The 21066-nt window shown below is 63.5% G+C and carries 17 protein-coding genes; 10 read left to right on the top strand and 7 right to left on the bottom strand.

Features of this window, described 5'->3' with window-relative positions:
* Positions 1 to 70: 70 nt before the first annotated feature.
* Genes HY852_RS10395 through HY852_RS10380 form a run of 4 tightly spaced genes read right to left on the bottom strand, consistent with a single transcriptional unit; the run spans position 71 to position 4245 of the window.
* Positions 71 to 1276, bottom strand: a complete 1206-nt coding sequence (locus HY852_RS10395; protein WP_291604541.1) for an ABC transporter substrate-binding protein — start codon at positions 1274 to 1276, stop codon at positions 71 to 73.
* Positions 1277 to 1297: 21 nt separating this feature from the next.
* The gene (locus tag HY852_RS10390; RefSeq protein WP_291604540.1) at positions 1298 to 1882 is read right to left on the bottom strand and encodes an amino acid synthesis family protein; all 585 of its coding nucleotides are present in this window, start codon (positions 1880 to 1882) and stop codon (positions 1298 to 1300) included.
* A gap of 15 nt (positions 1883 to 1897) precedes the next feature.
* Complete coding sequence (locus HY852_RS10385) at positions 1898 to 2794, bottom strand: UPF0280 family protein (protein WP_291604538.1); 897 nt, start codon at positions 2792 to 2794, stop codon at positions 1898 to 1900.
* Positions 2791 to 4245 carry a 6-hydroxynicotinate reductase gene (locus HY852_RS10380; protein ID WP_291604537.1) on the bottom strand — a complete coding sequence of 485 codons (1455 nt, stop codon included), beginning with the start codon at positions 4243 to 4245 and terminating at the stop codon, positions 2791 to 2793. The genes HY852_RS10385 and HY852_RS10380 overlap by 4 nt, the downstream gene beginning before the upstream one ends.
* 285 nt (positions 4246 to 4530) lie before the next feature.
* Here HY852_RS10380 and HY852_RS10375 point away from each other — a divergent pair, with 285 nt between their 5' ends.
* The 3 genes from HY852_RS10375 to HY852_RS10365 are packed head-to-tail and all read left to right on the top strand — an operon-like array spanning position 4531 to position 10219.
* Positions 4531 to 5013: a (2Fe-2S)-binding protein gene (locus tag HY852_RS10375; RefSeq protein WP_291604536.1), complete on the top strand. Its 483-nt coding sequence runs from the start codon at positions 4531 to 4533 to the stop codon at positions 5011 to 5013.
* Positions 5013 to 8552, top strand: coding sequence for a molybdopterin cofactor-binding domain-containing protein (locus HY852_RS10370; protein ID WP_291604535.1), 3540 nt, complete (start codon positions 5013 to 5015; stop codon positions 8550 to 8552). The genes HY852_RS10375 and HY852_RS10370 overlap by 1 nt, the downstream gene beginning before the upstream one ends.
* Positions 8553 to 8563: 11 nt before the next feature.
* Positions 8564 to 10219, top strand: coding sequence for an alpha-amylase family glycosyl hydrolase (locus HY852_RS10365; RefSeq protein ID WP_291604560.1), 1656 nt, complete (start codon positions 8564 to 8566; stop codon positions 10217 to 10219).
* Here HY852_RS10365 and HY852_RS10360 read toward each other — a convergent pair.
* Together HY852_RS10360 and HY852_RS10355 are read right to left on the bottom strand one after the other, a co-directional pair.
* Complete coding sequence (locus HY852_RS10360; protein WP_291604534.1) at positions 10161 to 11195, bottom strand: MBL fold metallo-hydrolase; 1035 nt, start codon at positions 11193 to 11195, stop codon at positions 10161 to 10163. The genes HY852_RS10365 and HY852_RS10360 overlap by 59 nt on opposite strands.
* Positions 11196 to 11225: 30 nt before the next feature.
* Positions 11226 to 12473 carry an MFS transporter gene (locus HY852_RS10355; protein WP_291604533.1) on the bottom strand — a complete coding sequence of 416 codons (1248 nt, stop codon included), beginning with the start codon at positions 12471 to 12473 and terminating at the stop codon, positions 11226 to 11228.
* A gap of 353 nt (positions 12474 to 12826) precedes the next feature.
* Here HY852_RS10355 and HY852_RS10350 point away from each other — a divergent pair, with 353 nt between their 5' ends.
* Positions 12827 to 14563 (top strand): DUF87 domain-containing protein, encoded by a 1737-nt coding sequence (locus tag HY852_RS10350; protein ID WP_291604532.1) that lies wholly within the window; start codon positions 12827 to 12829, stop codon positions 14561 to 14563.
* Between the two features lie 1474 nt (positions 14564 to 16037).
* Here the strand turns inward: HY852_RS10350 and HY852_RS10345 are convergent.
* On the bottom strand, positions 16038 to 17078 hold the full coding sequence (locus HY852_RS10345) for a P63C domain-containing protein (RefSeq protein WP_291604531.1): 1041 nt from the start codon (positions 17076 to 17078) through the stop codon (positions 16038 to 16040).
* Between the two features lie 181 nt (positions 17079 to 17259).
* Between HY852_RS10345 and HY852_RS10340 the strand changes: the two genes are divergently transcribed.
* From HY852_RS10340 to HY852_RS10315, 6 genes are all read left to right on the top strand, one after another.
* A complete protein-coding gene (locus tag HY852_RS10340; RefSeq protein ID WP_291604530.1) occupies positions 17260 to 17832 on the top strand; it encodes a peroxidase-related enzyme in 573 nt (190 codons plus the stop codon).
* Between the two features lie 94 nt (positions 17833 to 17926).
* On the top strand, positions 17927 to 18424 hold the full coding sequence (locus tag HY852_RS10335) for an MgtC/SapB family protein (RefSeq protein ID WP_291604529.1): 498 nt from the start codon (positions 17927 to 17929) through the stop codon (positions 18422 to 18424).
* A 126-nt stretch (positions 18425 to 18550) separates the two neighbouring features.
* Positions 18551 to 18931 (top strand): hypothetical protein, encoded by a 381-nt coding sequence (locus HY852_RS10330; protein WP_291604528.1) that lies wholly within the window; start codon positions 18551 to 18553, stop codon positions 18929 to 18931.
* 159 nt (positions 18932 to 19090) lie between these two features.
* Positions 19091 to 19378 (top strand): acyl carrier protein, encoded by a 288-nt coding sequence (locus HY852_RS10325; protein WP_291604527.1) that lies wholly within the window; start codon positions 19091 to 19093, stop codon positions 19376 to 19378.
* Positions 19379 to 19387: 9 nt separating this feature from the next.
* A complete protein-coding gene (locus HY852_RS10320; protein ID WP_291604526.1) occupies positions 19388 to 19858 on the top strand; it encodes a 3-hydroxyacyl-ACP dehydratase FabZ family protein in 471 nt (156 codons plus the stop codon).
* The gene (locus HY852_RS10315) at positions 19855 to 21063 is read left to right on the top strand and encodes a beta-ketoacyl-ACP synthase (protein ID WP_291604525.1); all 1209 of its coding nucleotides are present in this window, start codon (positions 19855 to 19857) and stop codon (positions 21061 to 21063) included. Before HY852_RS10320 ends, HY852_RS10315 begins: the two co-directional genes overlap by 4 nt.
* Positions 21064 to 21066: the final 3 nt, after the last annotated feature.

The raw sequence follows: 21066 nt of genomic DNA, 5'->3' as shown, positions 1-21066 counted from the left end.
CGAGATCCTCATGGTGAGGAGCGCGGCATGACCGCGCGTCTCGAACCATGAGGCCTCGGTCGCCTGAGCGTCACTGTTTCAGGCGCAGCTTCTCTACTTCCGCATCGCTCGGCAGATAGTCGGAGCCCTTCTTGTAGCTGGATTCCACCATCACGCCCTTACCGTCCTTGAGCGCCGTCTTGCCGACGAAGGCGCCCAGCGTCGACTGGTGATCGATCTTGCGGAAGGTGATCTCGCCGAAGGGCGAGCCCACCGACAGCCCTTCGGCGGCCGCGATCAGCTTCTCCGGATCAGTCGAGCCGGCTTTGGTCAGGATCGCTGCTGCCGACTTGATCGTCTGATAGCCGACGATCGAGCCGAGCCGCGGATAGTCGTTGTACTTGGCCTGATACGCCTTCAAGAACTTGTCGTGTTCGGGCGACTTGATCGAGTACCAGGGATAGCCGGTGACGATCCAGCCCTCCGGCGTTTCGTCCTTCAGCGGGTCGAGATATTCCGGCTCGCCGGTCAGGAACGAGACCACCGCACGATTCTTGAACAGACCGCGGGTATTGCCCTCACGCACGAGCTTCACGAGGTCGGCGCCGAACGTGACGTTGAGGATCGCTTCGGGATTGGCGGCGGCAACGGCCTGCACCACCGGACCCGCATCGATCTTGCCCTGCGGCGGCCACTGCTCGTCGACCCACTGGATGTCGGGCCGCTTCTCCGACATCAACTTCTTGAACACTGCGACCGCCGACTGGCCGTATTCATAGTTCGGCGCGATCGTCGCCCAGCGCTTTGCGGGCAATTTCGCCGCGGCTTCGACCAGCATCGCCGCCTGCATGTAGTTCGACGGACGCAGGCGGAAAGTGTAGCGGTTGCCTTTCGACCAGGTGATGGCATCGGTCAAAGGCTCGGCCGCGAGGAAGAACACCTTCTTCTGGTTGGCGAAGTCGCTGACCGCGAGGCCGATGTTGGACAGGAACGTGCCCGCCAGCATCGCAACGCCTTCGCTCGAGACCAGCTCGTTGGCGGCGGTCTGCGCGTCGGCCGGCTTGCCGCCGTCGTCCTTGGAGATGACGACCAGCTTCTTGCCGTTGATACCGCCCGCGGCATTGACCTCCTCGAGGGCGAGCTGCCAGCCCTTGCGGTAGGGCTCGGTAAAGGCAGGCAGCAGCGAGTAGCTGTTGATTTCGCCGATCTTGATCTCGCTTTGCGCCAGGGCCGAATTGGCCATGCCGCCGGTCAGAAGCGCTAACGCTGCGCCGATGAAATATCTGCTCCGTCGCATCCCTACCTCCTGTTGAAGTACCTATCTCAGGCCGTCTTCGCCCTTGATTTCCGCTACCGCCAGCCCGCCGACCCTTGGCAGCGGCCGGCCGCTGTCGGTGACGGCGACCGCCACCATAATTTCATTGGCACGCGGCGCATCATTAATCTGCACTTCCATGCCGTCGAAATGACTGCGGACGAATGCCGCATCCTTGTGACCGAGCGGAATATCGAGCGTCGTTCCCGGGCCGCTTCGCTTTTTCGACGACGGGATCAGCGCAGCGCCCTTGCCCAGCACCTTCCGCACCGGCGCTCCCATTTTCGGATGCAAGATCGCTGCCGCATGCTCCAGCTCGCCGTTTTCGCCTACCGCGGCGGCCTTGCCGTAGCTGTGCACCTTCCCACCCTCGATCCCGAGCGCAGCGACCGCCCTCTTGGCGAGCAACTCGCCAAGCTCCTCGCCAATGGCGATCAAGGGAGAGAGGTCCTCGACATAACGGCCGGCAAACGGATTCTCGATCACGGCGATGGCGGCGGCACGACGCGTCGGCGGCGAGACCTTCTGCCCCATCTCCATCAGCGTTTCTTCCACCACGGTGACGATCTTGCGGATGACTGCACTCATCGCTGTCTTCCCTATTCAGATATGGATCGCGTTTGTTGCGGCAGGAAGCGGACGGCGCCGCTCGATGTCTTTCGCTCCAATGACAAGCATATCACCGGAAAGGCACAGCACGGCCCCTTCGATCAGCCCTGCCGCAAGCAATTCTCGTGCACTTTGCGCGCCGGTTTCGAGCGCCTGCCCGATTTCGCTCGGCGAAAGCGCACCGACATCGCGCGTCACGAGGCGCGCGCCAAGGTCGCTGTCGGGCTGCACCTCATTGGCCGGGCGGCGGATGATGGCGGGATGGCCGGGGAGATCGACCGCATTCGCAATGATGGTCGCGGCCGCATCAGCCCGCGATGCCGTCTTGGCGAGAACGGTCACCGCGTCGGCAATGCCGAGCGAGAAGCTGCGGCCATGCCGTCCGCTGGTCGCAATGCCCCGCACGGCATCATCGGCATCGATCGTAAGCGTTCGCACCTGGCCGCCCCGGTCGGGGCGATCCATCACGCCGACGGCAAAATGCTCTCCCGGGGCGAGGTGCAAGGCGATATCGCCGCCATTATTGACATAGGCGCGATCAAGCTGCCCCGCCCGGATCATAGCCCTGAGGATTTCTTCCGCGACACTGCCGGCGACAGCCGCCATCGGGGTGATGAAGCAATCCGCGGCATAGGGCGCGACCGCCGCGTACATGCGTCGCGCGACGACGCCCTTCAACGAACATGTCGCGGGCACAGCGGCCTTGCGAAGTTCCGAAAGCTCGGCGCAGAGCTCGTCCAGCAGGCCGGCGAAACGCCGCGCCGCCATCACATAGGCAGCGTGCATATCGGCTTCGCTCCCCCTCGCCTCGACGATCAGGTCGATCGGTCCATCCTGCAAATGCAGCCGCCGTCCGTCCGCCAGCCAGGCAATCTGCGGGAGTCTTGTCATGTGCGTCGCCCGGGCAATGGATGCTGCCATGGCATCAGCCGGACCTCCGTACTGTTCTTCAACGAGGACAGCGGCCGCACCGCATCCATGTGCCCGCCCAGCGCCGCATAGTCGGACAGCTTGAGCGTGAATTCGATCGGAGCCACCAACGCCGGCGTCGGCACATAGCCGAAGGCGGCGGCCGGCATCCGCGTGACGTCGACCATGTACGTGATGCCGCCGCCCGGCCACACATAGACCGGCGCGCCCCCGCTGGTGACGCGCGTCAGTGCGTCCTTTACCGACCGCGTCAGGCGCACCGGATTATCGGTGACGCCGGCGCGCAGCGAGCCGCCGGCCCCCGCCATGAACAGCACCGTGCACATCGCCGGCTCGCAATTCTCCTGGATCCGCTCAACGGAGAACTTCAGGGCCGCCGGCATCTCCTTTTCAATCGGCTTAAGTGCGTCGTCGAGCACATAATAGGAGGCGTGCTCGCCGGTTGTCGAAACCATCAGCATGGTCAAGCCGGGGCGTGCGACCTTGGGATCGAACGGGCCCAGGATGGACAGCGGATCGGAGATGTTGGTGCCGCCCCAGCCGGTGCCCGGCTCGGCGACCTGGAAATAGCGGCCCGGCGTCGAGCGCCGTCCCTTCATCTTGATCCCGGTGTCGGCAATATCGAGCAACTTGCCGGCCTGGTGCTCACTGAGCACGCCGGTAATGTGGTCATCGACCACCACGACTTCGTCGACCTTGCCAAGCCACTGCTTGGCGAACATGCCGATCGTGGCCGAGCCGCAGCCGACCCGCATGCGCTCTTCCTTGACGCCGTTGACGATCGGCGGCTGTCCCGCCTGCACCACCACAGACGAGCCGCCTTCGACCGTGAGCTCGACCGGCTTGCACTTGGAAAGATCCATCAGCGTGTCGCAGGTGACGCGGCCCTCCTTTTTCGAGCCGCCGGTCAGATGATGGACGCCGCCGAGCGACAGCATCTGCGAGCCGTACTCGCTGGTGGTAACGTGCCCGACCACCTCGCCTTGCGCGCGCACCGCTGCGGTTTCGGGTCCGAGATAGCGATCAGTGTCGATCTTCACCTTCACGCCGCAGTAGCTGAAAATACCCTCGGTGACGACCGTGACCACGTCGACGCCATCGATTTCGGCAGAGACGATAAACGGCGCGGGCTTGTAATCAGGATAGGTGGTGCCGGCACCGATCGCGGTGACAAAGGTGCTCGGCGCGTTGACGATTCGGCCGTCCCAATCCTCGGCGCGGTGGAAGGGCACCACCCGTCCGCCATGCGAGACGGTGCGCTCCAGAAGAATGTGCGGATCGACGCGGACGAGCCGCCCGTTGTCGTTGGCATAGCGATCGCAGGCGCCGGCCGCACCCGGCTTGATGTAGCACATCACCGGACAGGCATCGCAGCGGATCTTGTCGGCGCCGGTGTTCGTCTCATTCGCCATGTCAGAGCCTGCGAACCAGTTTCACGCCGCCAAACGGCTGTTGGGTAACGACGCGTGACCTATCATTCGTATACGAATGATGTTGCGCGCGACGCGAAAGGCTGTCAAGCGCCTCCGCTGGCGAAAACCCGACCCTGCCGAATATACGCTCATTTGCCTATCATCTTTGTCCAGAAAGCGGGCAAACGCGTGCAGTGCGGAATCCCCGGCTTGCACGTTTGTGTACAAACGGTACTGTCCGGGAGTCGAAGTTTGCAATGCAACCCCAAGGCTTGGATGGAGCCAATGACGCAGACGCCGATCCGCCTCACCGTCAATGGCCGGACCCATGACATCGATGCCGCAGCCGATACGCCCCTGCTCCACGTGCTGCGCAACGATCTCGAGCTGAACGGTCCGAAATACGGCTGCGGTCTCGGCGAATGCGGCACCTGCACGGTATTGATCGACGGCGCCGCGGCGCGCTCCTGCGTCATTCCGATCAGCGGCTGCGTCGGGCGCCAGATCGTGACGCTGGAAGGACTGGGCACGCGCGATCATCCCGATCCGGTGCAGCAGGCCTTCATCGAGGAACAGGCCGCGCAATGCGGCTATTGCCTGAACGGCATGATCATGACGACAAAGGCGCTGCTCGCAATCAATCCCCATCCCACCGAACAGGAAGCCCTGGAGGCGCTGCGCTATAATCTCTGCCGCTGCGGTACGCACGTCGAGATCCTGCGCGCGGTCATGCGTGCGGCAGGAAAAGTCACCGAGGTGCAGGATTGATGAGCTCTGCCTCCGACTTGCCGAACTCACAGGGACGATCGTCCGGATCATTGTCGGTCTTTCGTCGGACCGGTTCCGACGGCGCGGAGACCTTCATCAAGATCACGGCGGACGGATCGGTCACCGCCTATAATGGTCATGTCGATCTCGGGACTGGCATTCGTACCGCGCTTGGCCAGATCGTCGCCGAAGAGCTCGATGTCTCCTTTGCCCGCGTTGTCGTCGTGCTCGGCGATACCGCCGTCGTCCCCGACCAGGGCGCGACGATCGCCAGCGAGACCATCCAGATCACGGCGGTGCCCTTGCGCAGAGCCGCGGCGCAGGCGCGCCATTTCCTGATCTCGCGCGCGGCCGAACGGCTCGAGCTTGCGTCCGATGATCTCAGGATCGAGGACGGCCTCGTTCGCGGCAAGGACAACCGCAGCCTCAGCTACGGCGAGTTGATCGGCGACGAGGCCATCCGGCTCGAGCTTGCCGACGACGTCGAGGTGAAGGCGGTCAGCGCCTATACCATCGTCGGGCAATCGGTGCCGCGCGTCGACCTGCCCGCAAAGGCCACAGGCGAACTCGTCTATGTGCACGATGTCCGCGTGCCCGGCATGCTGCATGGCCGGGTGGTTCGCCCGCCCTATGCCGGCGTGGATGCCGGGCCCTTCGTTGGCACCAGCCTGATCGCCGTCGACGAGTCGTCCGTGCGCGACATCCCGGACCTCGTCGCCGTGGTCAGGATCGGCGACTTTGTCGGCGTGGTTACCGAGCGCGAGGAAACCGCGATCAAGGCAGCGGCGCAGCTCAAGATGAGCTGGAAGCCGACGCCGACGCTGCCGGACCTGAAGGATCTCGAAACTGCTCTGAGGACCAATCCATCCCAGCCGCGCACGCTTATCGACAAGGGCAACGTGGCGGCGGCGATTGCCGGCGCCGACAAGCCGATGCAGCGCACCTATCTCTGGCCCTACCAGCTGCACGCCTCGATCGGCCCGTCCTGCGCGGTCGCCGACTATCAGGAAGGGCACATCCGGGTCTGGTCGGGCACGCAGAACCCGCATGTGCTGCGCGGCGACCTTGCGCTCCTGATTGAACGGTCCGAAGCCGAGATCGAGGTCATCCGGATGGAGGCGGCGGGCTGCTATGGCCGGAATTGCGCCGACGATGTCACTGCGGACGCGCTTCTGCTCTCGCGCGCGGTCGGCCGTCCCGTGCGCGTGCAACTGACCCGCGAACAGGAACACGCCTGGGAGCCCAAGGGCACCGCGCAGCTGATCGATGTCAATGGCGGTCTCGCTGCTGACGGCGGCGTTGCGGCCTACGACTTTGCCACGCGCTATCCATCTAACGGCGCGCCGACGTTGGCGCTCCTGCTCACCGGCAGGATCGCGCCCGACCCGGCCGTGTTCGAGATGGGCGATCGCACCGCGATCCCGCCCTATGACTACGATAACATGCGCGTAGTCGCCCACGACATGCCGCCGATTGTCCGTGCCTCGTGGATTCGCGGTGTTTCGGCTCTGCCGAACACCTTCGCCCACGAATCCTACATCGACGAGCTCGCGACCGAAGCCGGCGTGGATCCGATCGAATACCGTCTGCGCTATTTGAAGGACCAGCGCGCCGTAGACCTCGTCAATGCCGTTGCCGAGCGCGCCGGCTGGACGCCGCGGCCGGTCCGCGAGGAAAAGGCCGGCAACGTCGTGCATGGACGCGGCTTTGCCTATGCGCTCTACGTCCATAGCAAGTTTCCGGGCTATGGCGCGGCCTGGTCGGCCTGGATCGCCGACGTCGCGGTGAACAAGACGACCGGCGAGGTCAACGTCACGCGCGTCGTCGCCGGCCAGGATTCCGGATTGATGATCAATCCGGATGGCGTGCGCCACCAGATCCAGGGCAACGTCATCCAGTCCACCAGCCGCGCGCTGATGGAAGAAGTCTCCTTCGACCGGCATTCGGTGACGACGCGCGAATGGGGCGCCTACCCGATCATTCCTTTCCCGGACGTTCCCAAGATCGACGTCCTGATGGTGCCGCGCCCCGATCAGCCGCCGCTCGGCGTCGGCGAATCCGCATCGGTCCCGAGCGCCGCGGCCATTGCCAATGCAATCTTCGACGCCACCGGCGTGCGCTTCCGTGAGCCGCCGTTCACGCCGGAACGGATATTGAAGGGATTGCGCGGCGATGCCCCGGAAAAGCCCGCGGCGATCTCGGCGTCCGCATCGCCGCCAGCCTCGGTCAGCACATGGCAGAATCCCTTCGCGAAGCGACGCGGGGTGTTCGCGACCATTGCCGCACTGTGCACGGCTGCGATCGGTCTCGGCGCCGCGGTCTTGCCATGGCGCGCGCTTGCCCCGATCACGCGCCCCGATCCTTCCGTCTACTCGGCCGCAACCATCGCCCGCGGCGAGCAACTCGCGGCGCTCGGCAACTGCGCGGTCTGCCACACCACCGTGGGCGGCACGACCAACGCGGGTGGCCGCGCGCTGGAAACCCCGTTCGGCACGATCTTCAGCACCAACATCACGCCCGATGTCGAAACCGGCATCGGCGCCTGGTCGTATCCGGCCTTCGAACGTGCGATGCGCGAAGGCATCCACCGCGACGGCCGGCACCTCTATCCCGCCTTCCCCTACACGCACTATGCCAGGACCAGCGATGCCGACCTGCAGGCGCTCTACGCCTATTTGATGGCGCAGCCGGCGGTGCAGGCGAAGGCTCCGGAAAACCAGCTCGTCTTCCCCTTTAGCATCCGCCCGCTTCTCGCTGGCTGGAATGCACTTTTCCACCAAACCGCCCCGCTGACACCGGATCCGACCAAGTCCGATCTGTGGAACAGAGGCGCCTATCTCGTCGAAGGCCTCGGCCATTGCAGCGCCTGCCACTCGCCGCGCAATGCGCTGGGCGCGGTAAAGCACGACGCCTACCTCGCCGGCGGCTTCGCCGAGGGCTGGGAGGCGCCGCCGCTGACCTCGCTGTCACAGGCGCCGATTCCCTGGAGCGAGGACGAACTCTACGCCTACCTGCGCAGCGGCGAATCCCGCTTTCACGGCGTGGCCGCCGGGCCGATGGCCCCGATCGTGAAAGATCTCGCGAGCCTTCCCGACCAGGACATCCGCGCGATGGCGGTTTATCTCGCTTCTTTCAACGAGGCGACGCCTGATCGAGCGGCGCAAGCGCTGCGTGCCGCGAACCTCGAGGCATCGACCAAGGTCAGCTTCGCGGGGTCGGCCGGCGCACGCTTTTATCTCGGTGCCTGCGCGGTCTGCCACGAAGTCGGCGGGCTGCCGCTGTTCGGCAGCCGGCCTTCGCTGTCGCTGAACAGCAACCTGCACAGCGCAACGCCCGACAATCTCGTCCAGGTCATCCTGCACGGCATCCCCGAGCCGCCATTCAGCAAACTCGGCTATATGCCTGCTTTCAAAGGCAGCATGAACGATGAGCAGATCGTGGAGCTTGTCACTTTCCTGCGGCGGCAATTTGCCCCGGACAAGCCGGCATGGACCGACGTTGCCGGAACGATCCACCGCTTGAGAGCATCTGTGCAGTGAACGCCAGGCAGATGCAGCGGAGCTTCCTGAACCAGGCATCATCAAGTGCGTTCACCTCGGCGGCCTGGTGGCAGAGCGGCGTGATTTACCAGATCTATCCCCGCTCCTTTCAGGACTCCAACGGCGACGGCATCGGCGATCTCAACGGCATTGCTGCACGGCTCGACTACCTCAAGGATCTTGGCGTCGATGCGATCTGGATCTCGCCGATATTCCCCTCGCCGATGGCCGACTTCGGCTATGACGTGTCGGACTATTGCGGCATCGATCCCATGTTCGGAACGATGGACGATTTCGACCGCCTGCTCGTGGCGGTGCACCGCGCCGGCTTGAAGCTGTTGCTTGATTTCGTGCCGAACCACACCTCCGACCTGCACCCGTGGTTCCTCGAAAGCCGTTCGTGCAGGACCAATCCGCGGCGCGATTGGTACATCTGGCGCGATCCCGCGCCCGGCGGCGGGCCTCCCAACAACTGGCTCAGCGAGTTCGGCGGTCCGGCATGGACCTTGGACGAGACGACGGGACAGTATTACTACCACGCCTATCTGAAGGAGCAGCCGGACCTGAACTGGCGCAACGCCGGCGTTTCGGCCGCGATGCTCGATGTCCTGAGGTTCTGGTTCGAACGAGGCGTGGATGGTTTCCGTGTTGATGCCATCCACCACCTGTTCGAGGACATCGGGCTCAGAAGCAATCCGCACGATCCGGACTGGCGAGAAGGCATGTCACCCGCGCGGCGACTGATCCGCCGTTACACCATGGACCAGCCCGAGGTGCACGACGCGATCGCCGCAATGCGGCGTGTCGCCGAGGAATTCGGCGGCCGGCTTTTGGTCGGCGAGTCTTCCCTGCCGATCGATCGGCTGATGGCCTACTACGGCACGAACCTTTCCGGGTTCCAGCTTCCGTTCAATTTCCACCTCATCAACACCGCATGGCGAACCGAAGCAATCGCGGGCCTGATCCAATCCTATGAGGCGGCGCTGCCCGCGCGCGCTTGGCCCAATTGGGTGCTGGGCAACCATGACCGTTCGCGCGTCGCGAGCCGGATCGGCAGGGAACAGGCGCGAGTGGCGGCCATGTTGCTGCTGACGTTGCGCGGCACGCCGACCATCTACCAGGGCGAAGAACTCGGCATGCTTGACGTGACTATTCCGCCCGAGCTTGTCCAGGATCCCTGGGAGAAGAACGTGCCTGGCATCGGTCTCGGACGCGATCCCGAACGGACGCCGATGCCGTGGTCCGGCGCGATCCACGGCGGATTCACGACGGCGACCCCATGGCTGCCGGTCGACACCGTCACGATGCCGAACGTTGAACGACAACAATCCGATCCGGCCTCCTTCCTCTCGCTTTACCGCGCGCTGCTCCGGCTGCGCCGGTCAGAACCGGCTTTATCGATCGGTTCCTATCGCGAGATCGCCCGGACCGACGCGGTACTCGCGTACGAGCGCCAACACAGCGGCAACTGCCTGCAAATCGTCCTGAACCTCAGCGCCACACCACAGCGCTTGCCCGACGCCGTAACGGATGGCCGCCTCCTCCTGTCGACGACGCGTCGCAAGACCGAGCGCCCGCCTCGCGCGCATCTGGAAGCGAACCAAGGGATCATTCTGGCAACTGAGTTCGGACAGGCGCGCCATGACCAAGCGCGGTCGAACCGCTGAACCAGCCCTCGGCCTCCAGCCGCAAACGGTCGGGCGTGTCGACATAGCGCGGCGAATAGTGGAAGGTCGTGAGCCGCTTGGCGCCCGCCATGCGCGCCAGCTTTCCCGCCTGCGCCGCAGTGAGGTGACGCCGCGCGGCGGCAATGTCGGCGTCCGCGTCGGCAAACGGTGCCTCGATGAAGAGGTGGTCGGCCCCTTGCGCGAGCGCTACGATCGCTTCGACATTGGCCGGCGTGAACGCCACGTCCGTCACGTAGGCTATCCTCTCACCTGGCGCGACCCTCAACCCATGCTCCTTGAGCACACCGAGCGGCACGCTGCGCGTATCATCGGTTTGAACGGGCGTGTCGTCGCCGGCGCCTCGGCGCACCGCGCTCTTGGCCGTGCTGAGCCACGGCCCCACGGACAAGCCGAGGCGTTCGAGGCCACTGACCCAGACATTGACCCGAACCTGCTCCTGAAGCGCGAAGGCAAGACAGGGAATGCCATGATCGAGCACGCGCGCCTCGATGGTCAGCTCGGCATCGGCGAACACCCTGCCCTCGCCCGGCGGCGCCGACTCGAACCGGCTCGGCCTGAACGCATCCCGTGCGGCAAAGCTCGTCCATTCGCCGAGCACGCCGTTGCAGAACTCCGCCGCCAGGATTGCGAAATCTGCCGCACTCCGGTCGAGCAGGTTCCAGCTGTATCCGGCAAGCTTCGCCGCGATGCCGTCGATCAGCCCGGCCGGTCCGACCACGCGCAACACTCCCGGCCGATGCAGCTTCAGGCGCAGCAACTGATCGAAGCCCGAGAAATGATCCATGTGCCGGTGCGTGACGAACGCGTCGCTGACGCGGAGCAGTTCGCGCGAAGACAAGGCGGAGAGATCGCCGAGATCGAACAGCATCGCGCGGCGGCCGAACTGGAAATCAATGAACAGGCCGGGATCGGCAAACGGTTCGTTGATCAGGCGGGGCTGGACTAGTCGGGTCACGTTCGCAAGGCGGCAGACGCCCTTTTCATGTCATCGCGCATTAGCCGGGGCATGAACATGCCACAGATCCTCGCGCCAGTGCAGCACGATCGCCAGCATCAGCACCAATCCGCAGGCCGCATAAATGGTTCCCGTAAGGGCAAAGCCGAACAGGTCGATCAGGCTTCCCGCCGCCAACAGTCCCAGCGGCAGGCCATAGATCACCATCATGCGCACACCCATCACCCGTCCGCGCAGATGCTCGCTCGCCGCCCGCATCAGCATCACCGCGATCGAGATCATGGTAAGGCTTTGCGAGAAGCCCGCGAGCATCAGGCAGGCCATGGCGGCCGGCATCGTATTGACCTGCGCGAACACCAGGAGCGTCACGTACCAGACCACGGTCGCCCCGATCATCAATCGCGCGACCCGGACGGCGCCGATCTGGCTCAGCGCCATCGAGCCGACCAGCGAACCGACGGCGAAGCTCGCCGACAGATAACCGAGGCCGGTCTGGTTGGTCAGGTAGATTTCCCGCGCGATATAAGGCAACAGCCCGTGCGTCAGCGGATAGGCGGTGAGATTGGCGAGGAACGCGACCCACATCACCGCGCGCATCTGCGGCGTGGTCCACACGCAGGTGATGCCTTCCTTGAGATCGCGCAGCGGCGAACGGCGCAGCATGCGATCCGCAAGCCCCTCGGACGAGGGCTGCGGTTTGGCCGGCGCCACGACGCAGAGCGTCAGGGCGGTGGCGGCCATATAGAGAACGACGATCGCAACATAGGTCGGACCGATGCCGAGCGCGGCAAACAGGCCGGCGCCGCTCAGGGCACCGGCGATACGCGCGGTATCCATCGTGGTGCGCGAGATGCTGATCGCGCCGATCAACTGGTCGGCCGGCATGATCTGGGCGACCAGCGCGCCGCGCACCCCGAGGTCCGACGGCCGGACAAGGCCCATCACCGTCACGATCACCATGACATAGAACGGGGTCAGATGCCCCGACAGCGCCAGGGTCATCAGGGTGGCCGCGAACACAGCATAACTTGCCCGCATCATGGCAAGCAGGTCACGATGCCCGATGCGGTCGCCGATCACGCCGAACATTGGAGCGATCAACGTGCCGACATAGTTGAGCGAGGCCAGCACGGTCAGAAGCAGCACCGACCCGGTCTCGACCAGGACATACCAGCCGAGCACGAGCACCTCCATCTCGAACGCCCAGGAGGTCAGCAGGTCGGCGGGCCACTGAAACCGGTAATTGCGGATGCGGAACGGCCGCGCGAACCCGTTCAAACCGTGACGACGCGATGCATGGCGCCCACCCCTGCCTGTTTCTTGTTGCGGCGGCTTTACCCTTTCGGATCCCGCCTTTCCAGCCCCCGTCCGGCTGCGAACCGTTCCCGCCGGCAAGAGAGCCCGACTGTGCGATGGTAAACCGATCGTTAAGGCCGCGTCCGCGCCGGATGGGCAAGTGAGGAAAATCGACCGTTTTCGACCTCTGACCCACCAAGCTGGAGTCCGGAGGACGGAATATCGACGAAATGTCGAGAAATTTACCGGAATACATACTAACGCCGTTTAACCGTTTCTCCAGTCCCTGCGGGCATAGTCGGGGTCGGAAATCGACTATTTCAGGTTCGCTTGTCGTGACAGTTTTTGGACGTGTGATTTCGGTACGCGGCTCGCTCGCCCGGGTCGGACTTCTGGGCAAGGCCCGGATGCCGATCTCGGACATGCGCGCGACCGTCGGCCGCTTCGTCAGCATTCGCTGCGGGACCTCGACCATCGTGGCCATGATCACGGAGGTTTCCTGCGAGAACCTGTCCGAGGGCGACAACTATATGGCCGTTGCCTCCGTCGACCTGCTCGGGGAGATCCTCAACGCCAGCGAGCGGCCGAAATTCCAGCGCGGCGTCACCAACTATCCCACGATCGGCGACGCCGTCGACCTGATCAGCAGCGAGGAGCTTCGCACCATCTACGCGCCGAACGGCGACCAGATCAACGTCGGCAACCTGCAGCAGGATCCCGGCGTTACTGCCTATGTCGACGTCGAAGAGATGCTGAGCAAGCATTTTGCGGTGCTCGGCTCGACCGGCGTCGGCAAATCGACCGGCGTATCGCTGCTCCTGAACGAGATCCTGCAATCGCGGCCGAACCTGCGCATCTTCCTGCTCGACGTCCACAACGAGTATGGCCGCTGCTTCGGCGACCGTGCCGTCGTGCTCAACCCGCGCAATCTGAAACTGCCGTTCTGGCTGTTCAACTTCGAGGAAATCGTCGACGTGCTGTTCGGCGGCCGGCCCGGCGTGCCTGAGGAGCTCGACATCCTCGCCGAAGTGATCCCGATCGCGAAGGGCGTCTATACCCAGTACCAGAGCGCGGACCGAATTGGACTGAAGCGCGTCGATCCGAAACAGGTCGGCTACACCGTCGACACGCCGGTGCCCTATCGTCTGGTCGACCTGATCTCCCTGATCGACGAGCGCATGGGCAAGCTCGAGAACCGCTCCTCGCGCATCATCTACCACAAGCTGATCTCGCGCATCGAGACCGTGCGCAACGACCCGCGCTACGCCTTCATGTTCGACAACGCCAATGTCGGCGGCGACACCATGGCCGAGGTCATCAGCCACCTGTTCCGGCTGCCGGCCAACGGCAAACCGATGACGGTGATGCAGCTCGCCGGCTTTCCCGCCGAGGTGATCGATTCCGTCGTCTCGGTGCTGTGCCGCATGGCCTTCGATTTCGGGCTGTGGAGCGACGGGGTCTCGCCGCTCCTGTTCGTCTGCGAGGAAGCGCACCGCTATGCCTCGGCCGACCGCAACATCGGCTTCGGACCGACCCGCAAGGCGGTATCGCGCATCGCCAAGGAAGGCCGCAAATACGGCGTCTATCTCGGCCTCGTGACCCAGCGCCCGGCCGAGCTCGACGCCACCATCATCTCCCAGTGCAACACGCTGTTCACCATGCGCCTTGCCAACGACCGCGACCAGGCGTTGCTGCGCGCGGCGGTGTCGGACGCCGCGGCCAACCTGCTCTCCTTCGTGCCCTCGCTCGGCACCCGCGAGGTGCTGGCGTTCGGGGAAGGCGTCGCCTTGCCGACCCGCCTGCGTTTCAAGGAGGTTCCGCCCCACCAGCTGCCGCGCAGCGAGGCAACCATCCGGACCGCGCCCTCCATCACCGCCGGCCAGGACCTGCATTTCGTCAGCGCCGTGCTCGAGCGCTGGCGCGGCGCCACCTCGCATCGCGAGGTGCCGAACGATCCGGCCTACAACGAGCGCCCCGGCGCGCGCACCATGAGCGTGGAAGCACCGATGCTTCAGCCCTCGCTGGGGCTCGATCCCGACCGCTTCTCGCTGCTGAAAAAGCCGCTGCGGTGACGACGTCGCTGCGCTCGCACGTCATCTGCCAGTCTCGGCATGTCATCACGAGCGAGTGCGCAGGAACGGCACGTCCGCTTCAACACCGTCATTGCGAGCGAAGCGAAGCAATCCAGAATGCCTCCGCCGAGAGAGTCTGAATTCTTCGTCGCTTACGCTCCTCGCAATCATGCTGCCAACCTCATCCTGAGGAGCGGCGCTTGCGCCGCGTCTCGAAGGATGAGGCCGATCTGCAGCAGCAGGGCCTCATGGTTCGAGACGGCGCTGCGCGCCTCCTCACCATGAGGGTAACAGCAGACGCGATTGCACCTTCTCGCGGCGCGTTTGCGCCCGAGTCTTGCTGTCCTCTCGCCCTCTTATTGAACAGAGGGCGCAGGGAAGACCGGGTGCCCGCTGCACCCGCGGTCTCGTGTGCGAATTGCGCGAAGAAAATGCACACGAGCATACAGGTACAGCCGACGACACCCGGCCTTCCCTGCGCAGTGGCTTTACGGCTTATGCCGCGCTCTCCCCGGCGACGAATTCTTGTTTGTCACCGTCGCTCCGCAGATTGGCGGCGAAGGCTGAACCCGGTCGGGCAGCTTCGCCTCCGCGGAACTTGACTGCAGCAACGGCAGCCAGGACCACACGGTTTTGCCGTACGCAATGGCGTCGTTCGTCCTGCGCGCCGCTAACCACTCACGAGAACCGCCCTGTGGCTCGCACCTCGCGCCGACGCCGCCGCGTCCACCGCATCCCAGCCCGCGTTTCGTGACGATCGCGATACGCCCCTCGTGTCGGGCGGGACGAACGACCTATACGCCAAATCCGAATTCTGGAAAAGCGAAATATTTTCCACGATGGGGCTTGACAGAATTTGATGCGATTTGCCCGTCAGGTCAGGAGCGTCGGCACATGCGGTGCTATCCAGTACGTCGAGGCCTCTCGGCTGGGGCGTGCACTCATAAATATTCGTAGGATAGAGCTGACTAGACCAGTAGACGGCCGACGAAACGGACGTTCGGTCGTATCTGCTGAGTTCAGGAAAGGTTCTAAGTTGCCGATTTGTTCCCACCGTAGGTGCGGTACTGGCCTGTTTCCATCCCTCGTGGCCTAAATTGAAATGAGCAGTGGCCTATTTTGAGAGGGCCCCTAGGCTCTATCCGACGTTTCGCAACTGATCGTTCATAGGTGCAGCACTTGCAACCATCGGTTCGCCAGATACCATGATCCCCGGCGTCAATAATGACGCTTGGAGGACGGCGATAAGGAGCATTTCGAATGTGGACTTTACTTGTGATATTTGCGAGTGGCGCAACCGTTGGTTCGACCGCCGTAATTCCAAATTTTGCCAAAGTCGAGGTCTGTGAAGCAGCGGGCGCTATGCTTGAGAAGAAGGAAAGCTGGCATGGGCAACCAGCCGTGCAAATGAGCTGGACGTGTCTACCTAACCGCTCAGCCAAAAAATAAAGTAAGCAGCTTTTTAGAGGCCGCCTCAGTTGGCGGCCTCACCTGTTTCGGGCGGCTTGTAGTCATCCGGGAAGGGAAGCATGTAGTTGCTGCCCCACTGCGGAAACTCCTTATCGAGTCTGTCCATGAATACATGCCAGTCCGGCGAATATTTCATCAGCATGAGAACCGCCGCCAAGTGCTCTCTGAGTTTTGGGTGGCCTATGTCTTCGGTCAGTCTTTGGAATAGCTTGTTTTTGTAATCGCCGCCGGGAAGGCGCGGCGTGAGCCGCTTCAATTCCTCCCACACACCCGGTGCAAGTCGCTTATAGACGATGTTGTTAGTCCAATGACCAATGACTCCGGGCCGACCAGCATTCTCGCTATAGGGCCAATTGTTGAGCCGATAGATCTGTTTGTAAAAATCAGACGGAAAGGTCCGGACCCACGGACGCAATTCTTTCGCGACAAACCTTTCCAAGATTTTCGCGAGCGCGTCGCGTTGCCGAAAATCCTGGTATCCCGTCGCTTCATCGACCAGCGCAATAATGCCGACAGTTGCAAACCCGTGTTGCAACTGAGCAGCGCGTACAGCTAGGTGCGTCCTAGCTTTCCCTAGAACCCCTTTCTGTCCGGCGTCGATCAAGACCGCGCAAATGTCCGGAAGGATCGTCGCCTCGTACCCGTCGGCGGGGTTGCCGCCATGCGGCGGAATGAAGCGAATTGGCGAATTCGCGCGCGCGATTAACCCCCTGACATCTATATCTTTTTCTGCCAGCCCGGCCATCAATTCGGCAATTCGGCGCGCGCCGGTTTTTCCGCCGCCTTGGGATAGGCCGATGCCGGATTGAAGTCCGCGCTGAGCTAAAACACGCGTCCCGTCCGCAAGCACGTAACATGGAATTTCGATTTCCCCGATGCGGAGTGGACGATCAATCGCGCCATACTTTGCGAACAGTGGCACGGCCTTGCCTTCATCACTCCACCGCTTCATTGCGGCTTCACGCGCGATCTCAGAACGGCGTGAGGGAGGCAATATTTCCGCGCGGCGATTGCCGCCCTTTCGTCCAGCACTCTCTTTGCTCATTTTCGCTCCATGCTTAGCATCGCTATCTTATAATGCTTGACAACATAGTTGGCAAGCATAAGTATGCTAAGCATGGTTACCCAGATGCACAAGAGCAAGCGCCCCGACGCCGCTTTGCTCCGCCGGCTGCGCTGGCTTATGCTTCCCGCATTCCCCCACTGCCTGATCCGGAATTCCGCAGATGCCCCAACCGAAACGCTTCGCCACACCACCCATCGACCAATTGCCCGAAGACATCCGCACCCGGCTGCTTGCGGTGCAGGAAAAGAGTGGCTTCGTGCCGAACGTGTTCGTGACGCTGGCCTACCGCCCGGACGAATTCCGCGCCTTCTTCGCCATGCACGACGCGCTGATGGAGAAGGACTCGGGGCTCAGCAAGGCCGAGCGCGAAATGATCGTGGTGGCGACGTCCGCCGCCAACCAGTGCCAGTATTGCGTGATCGCGCATGGCGCGATCCTGCGCATCCGGGCCAAGAATCCGCTGATCGCGGACCAGGTGGCGGTGAACTACCGCAAGGCCGACATCACGCCGCGCCAGCGGTCAATGCTGGATTTCGCGCTCAAGGTCAGCCAGGAGGCTTACAAGGTATCCGAAGACGATTTTGCCGCCCTCGCCGCCCACGGCTTCAGCGACGATGACATCTGGGACATCGCGGCGATCTGCGCCTTCTTTGCGTCGTCGAACCGGATGGCGAACTTCACCGGCATGCGGCCGAACGATGAATTCTACCTGATGGGCCGCGTGCCGAAATAGGTCGAGCTCCAAGGCGGAACCGGTTGTCGCCGATTGACGCTCGCCGGCATTGGCCTATCGTTGCTGGACACCGCGTGTTTCGGGGATATCCGACTTGCTGGATTGGCTCGAGATCCTGTTGCGCCTTTCCGTTGCGACGCTGGCGGGCGCCGCGATCGGCCTCAACCGCGACCTGCAGAACAGGCCAATCGGCCTGAAGACGCTCGGGCTCGTCAGTCTGTCGACGGCGGTGGTCGTGCTGATCGCGGTGCAATACGGCGATCCGACCCACATCTCGGATGCGGCGAGCCGCGTCATCCAGGGCATTCTCACCGGCATTGGTTTCATCGGCGCCGGCGTGATCGTGCGCGAACGGGATCGCTTCCGCGTCCACGGCTTGACCAGCGCGGCCTGCGCATTCTTCGCCGCCTGCATCGGGATCGTCTGCGGCGTCGGAGAATGGCGCATCGTCGGCACGGGGCTGGCGCTGGCCTTCCTGCTTCTCATCGTCGGCCTTCGCATCGAACGCTGGCTGCACCGCGCCCTCGGTGGCAAGGACGATGCCGACCAGCCCGGCACCGAGGTTTCGACGAAGGACAGGCAGCCGAGCTGACGGCAGGTTCCATCACACCTTCGGCGTCGACGAATCCTGTCGTGCAAACATTTGAAGATTTCATGTAAGGCGCCCCGCGCGTGTGCTAAACGAGCAACAAGAAAGCTTCGAAGCTGGTTACGGCAGATGAAAACCCAGCAGCCCTCGGCAACTGACGACGAGCACCAGGTGCTCCAGTTCAGGCCGCGGACATCCGCCCGCATCACCAGCCAGCGGGGCGCCGGGACAGTCCAGCCGTTGCACGCCGATTCGGGCCCGGAACCGCTCGACCTGTCGCGCTATGAGCGGCCCCGGGGCGAGCCGGACGATTTCCGGCATCGCATGCTCGCCAATATCGCGGCATTCGCCTTCACGATCGCCCTCACCGCAGTCGGCATCTGGCTTGCCATGAGCATCACCGACCTGCGCCGGACCCAGGACTGCGTCCTGACCGGCGGACGCGATTGCGCGCGGATGCCCAGCCCCTATCTGCCAGCCGGTCCGGATCGCGCGGATCTCTCCCGCTGAGCCCAAAACGGGTCGGTCCGGCTCCATTGAACTAACGGCGGCGCTCCGATATACGGGCACTCGACTTCGGCCACAGGGAATTGGGGCATCTTAGCGGGGCGCGATGCCCGCCCGCCGTGCCATTCCGATAAATACCCGCAATATATCAAAGGCTTAGTGATGTCCTCTACATTCGATCAGGTCGCCACGATCATCGCTGAAACCTGCGACATTCCGCGCGACACGATCACGCCGGAAAGCCATGCCATTGACGATCTGGGCATCGACAGCCTCGATTTCCTGGATATCGCGTTTGCGATCGACAAGCAGTTCGGGATCAAGCTGCCGCTGGAAAAATGGACCCAGGAAGTCAATGACGGCAAGGCGACCACGGAGCAGTACTTCGTGCTGAAGAACCTCTGTGCCCGAATCGACGAACTGGTCGCGGCCAAGAGCACGGGCGCCTGATCGCCCGTCATGCAACTCGAATACTTCCAGCTGATCGATCGGATCGTCGAGCTCGACATCGACGCGAAGACGATCACGGTCGAGGCACTGGTTCCCAAAGAGAGCACCATCTTCGAGGGACACTTTCCCGGCCATCCCATCATGCCCGGCGTGCTCCTCATCGAAGCGATGGCGCAGACCTCGGGCTGGCTTCTGCTCGCCCTCCTCAACTTCGAGCGCATGCCGTTTCTGGCCGCGGTCAAGGAGGCCAAGATGCGCGGCTTCGTCAGCCCCGGCGAACGACTGATGATCGAGGCCAACATTCTCCACGAGGGGTCGGGCTTCGCCATCACCGAGGCGAGAATCAGGGTCGACGGCAAGCTCAGGAGCAATGCCACGATCACCTTCAGCCATATCCCCTTCCCCAATCCGGATATGCGCGGACATATGGATGCCGTCGCCAAGCGCATCGGCTTTCCGCAACAGACGATTGTGCCATGACTGAAACGACCACTTCGAAGCCGGGATCGACGGAAGTCTGGATCACCGGCATTGGTCTTGCCACTTCGCTCGGCGAAGGGCTCGATTCCAACTGGAACGCGCTCAACGAGCGTCGCATCAATGTCGACGAGAAGACGTTCGCGCCCTTCATCGTCCATCCCTTTGCGCCGGTGAATCTCGACGCGCAGATCCCGAAGAAGGGCGACCAGCGCCAGATGGAAGCCTGGCAACGTATCGGCACCTATGCCGCCGGGCTCGCGCTCGATTCCGCCGGGCTGAAGGGCAACAAGGAAGTCCTCGGCCGCATGGACATGATCGTCGCCGCCGGCGGCGGCGAGCGCGACCTTGCGGTCGATTCCAACATCCTGACGGCGGAAGCGAAGGGCAATTCCGCGCCCGGCTTCCTCAACGAACGGCTGATGAGCGATTTGCGCCCGACGCTGTTCCTGGCCCAGCTCTCCAACCTGCTCGCCGGCAACATCGCCATCGTCCACGGCGTCACCGGATCCTCGCGCACCTTCATGGGCGAGGAAGTCGCGGGCGCCGACGCCATGCGCATCGCGCTGGCGCGCATCGCCTCCGGCCAAAGCGACATCGCATTGATCGGCGGATCGCAGAACGGCGAGCGCAAGGACCTGCTGGTCCTCTACGAGTTCGGCGATTTCAACCTCAAGGACAAGTTCGCGCCGGTGTGGGCGCGCAAGCAGCATCCGGGTTTTGCGCTCGGCTCGGCCGGCGCCTTCCTGGTGATCGAATCCAAGGCGCATGCGCTGGCGCGCGGCGCCAAGCCTTTCGCCCGCCTCACCACCGTCGTCGCCGACCTTGCACGCCGCAAGCAGCCGGGCGAGACGACCGCAACGCTCGAAAAGCTGTGGTCAAAGCTTGGCAAGCTCGAGGGCAATGGGGCGATCATCACCGGGGCGACCGGTGCAGAACCGGCCACCTCCGAGGAACGGGCTTTCCTGGGCGAGCATCCGGATTATCCCGTGCGTGCCACCGGCACGATGTTCGGACATACTATGGAAGCGCAGTTTCCGCTGGGAATCGGCCTGGCGGCGCTGTCGCTGTCCCGCGGCGCCCTGTTTCCGCCGAACGATTCCGCGGGCGTCGAGATTGAAATGCGCAAGCCCCCAACCCAGATTGTAGTGGTCGGTGTCGGGCACTGGCGCGGCGAGGGCATGGCCCTGGTCGAGGCGGTCAGGTAGTTG

The organism is Bradyrhizobium sp. (assembly GCF_016213215.1).
GTDB lineage: Bacteria > Pseudomonadota > Alphaproteobacteria > Rhizobiales > Xanthobacteraceae > Bradyrhizobium.
Note: the sequence above shows the minus strand (reverse complement) of the source record. Positions and strands in the feature narration are given on the sequence as shown.

What these genes read in the sequence shown, in the direction of transcription:
- HY852_RS10395 (WP_291604541.1), bottom strand. Translation starts at nt 1,276, where the DNA reads ATGCGACGGAGCAGATATTTCATCGGCGCAGCGTTAGCGCTTCTGACC.
- HY852_RS10390 (WP_291604540.1), bottom strand. Translation starts at nt 1,882, where the DNA reads ATGAGTGCAGTCATCCGCAAGATCGTCACCGTGGTGGAAGAAACGCTG.
- HY852_RS10385 (WP_291604538.1), bottom strand. Translation starts at nt 2,794, where the DNA reads ATGACAAGACTCCCGCAGATTGCCTGGCTGGCGGACGGACGGCGGCTG.
- HY852_RS10380 (WP_291604537.1), bottom strand. Translation starts at nt 4,245, where the DNA reads ATGGCGAATGAGACGAACACCGGCGCCGACAAGATCCGCTGCGATGCC.
- HY852_RS10375 (WP_291604536.1), top strand. Translation starts at nt 4,531, where the DNA reads ATGACGCAGACGCCGATCCGCCTCACCGTCAATGGCCGGACCCATGAC.
- HY852_RS10370 (WP_291604535.1), top strand. Translation starts at nt 5,013, where the DNA reads ATGAGCTCTGCCTCCGACTTGCCGAACTCACAGGGACGATCGTCCGGA.
- HY852_RS10365 (WP_291604560.1), top strand. Translation starts at nt 8,564, where the DNA reads ATGCAGCGGAGCTTCCTGAACCAGGCATCATCAAGTGCGTTCACCTCG.
- HY852_RS10345 (WP_291604531.1), bottom strand. Translation starts at nt 17,078, where the DNA reads ATGAGCAAAGAGAGTGCTGGACGAAAGGGCGGCAATCGCCGCGCGGAA.
- HY852_RS10340 (WP_291604530.1), top strand. Translation starts at nt 17,260, where the DNA reads ATGCCCCAACCGAAACGCTTCGCCACACCACCCATCGACCAATTGCCC.
- HY852_RS10330 (WP_291604528.1), top strand. Translation starts at nt 18,551, where the DNA reads ATGAAAACCCAGCAGCCCTCGGCAACTGACGACGAGCACCAGGTGCTC.
- HY852_RS10325 (WP_291604527.1), top strand. Translation starts at nt 19,091, where the DNA reads ATGTCCTCTACATTCGATCAGGTCGCCACGATCATCGCTGAAACCTGC.
- HY852_RS10320 (WP_291604526.1), top strand. Translation starts at nt 19,388, where the DNA reads ATGCAACTCGAATACTTCCAGCTGATCGATCGGATCGTCGAGCTCGAC.
- HY852_RS10315 (WP_291604525.1), top strand. Translation starts at nt 19,855, where the DNA reads ATGACTGAAACGACCACTTCGAAGCCGGGATCGACGGAAGTCTGGATC.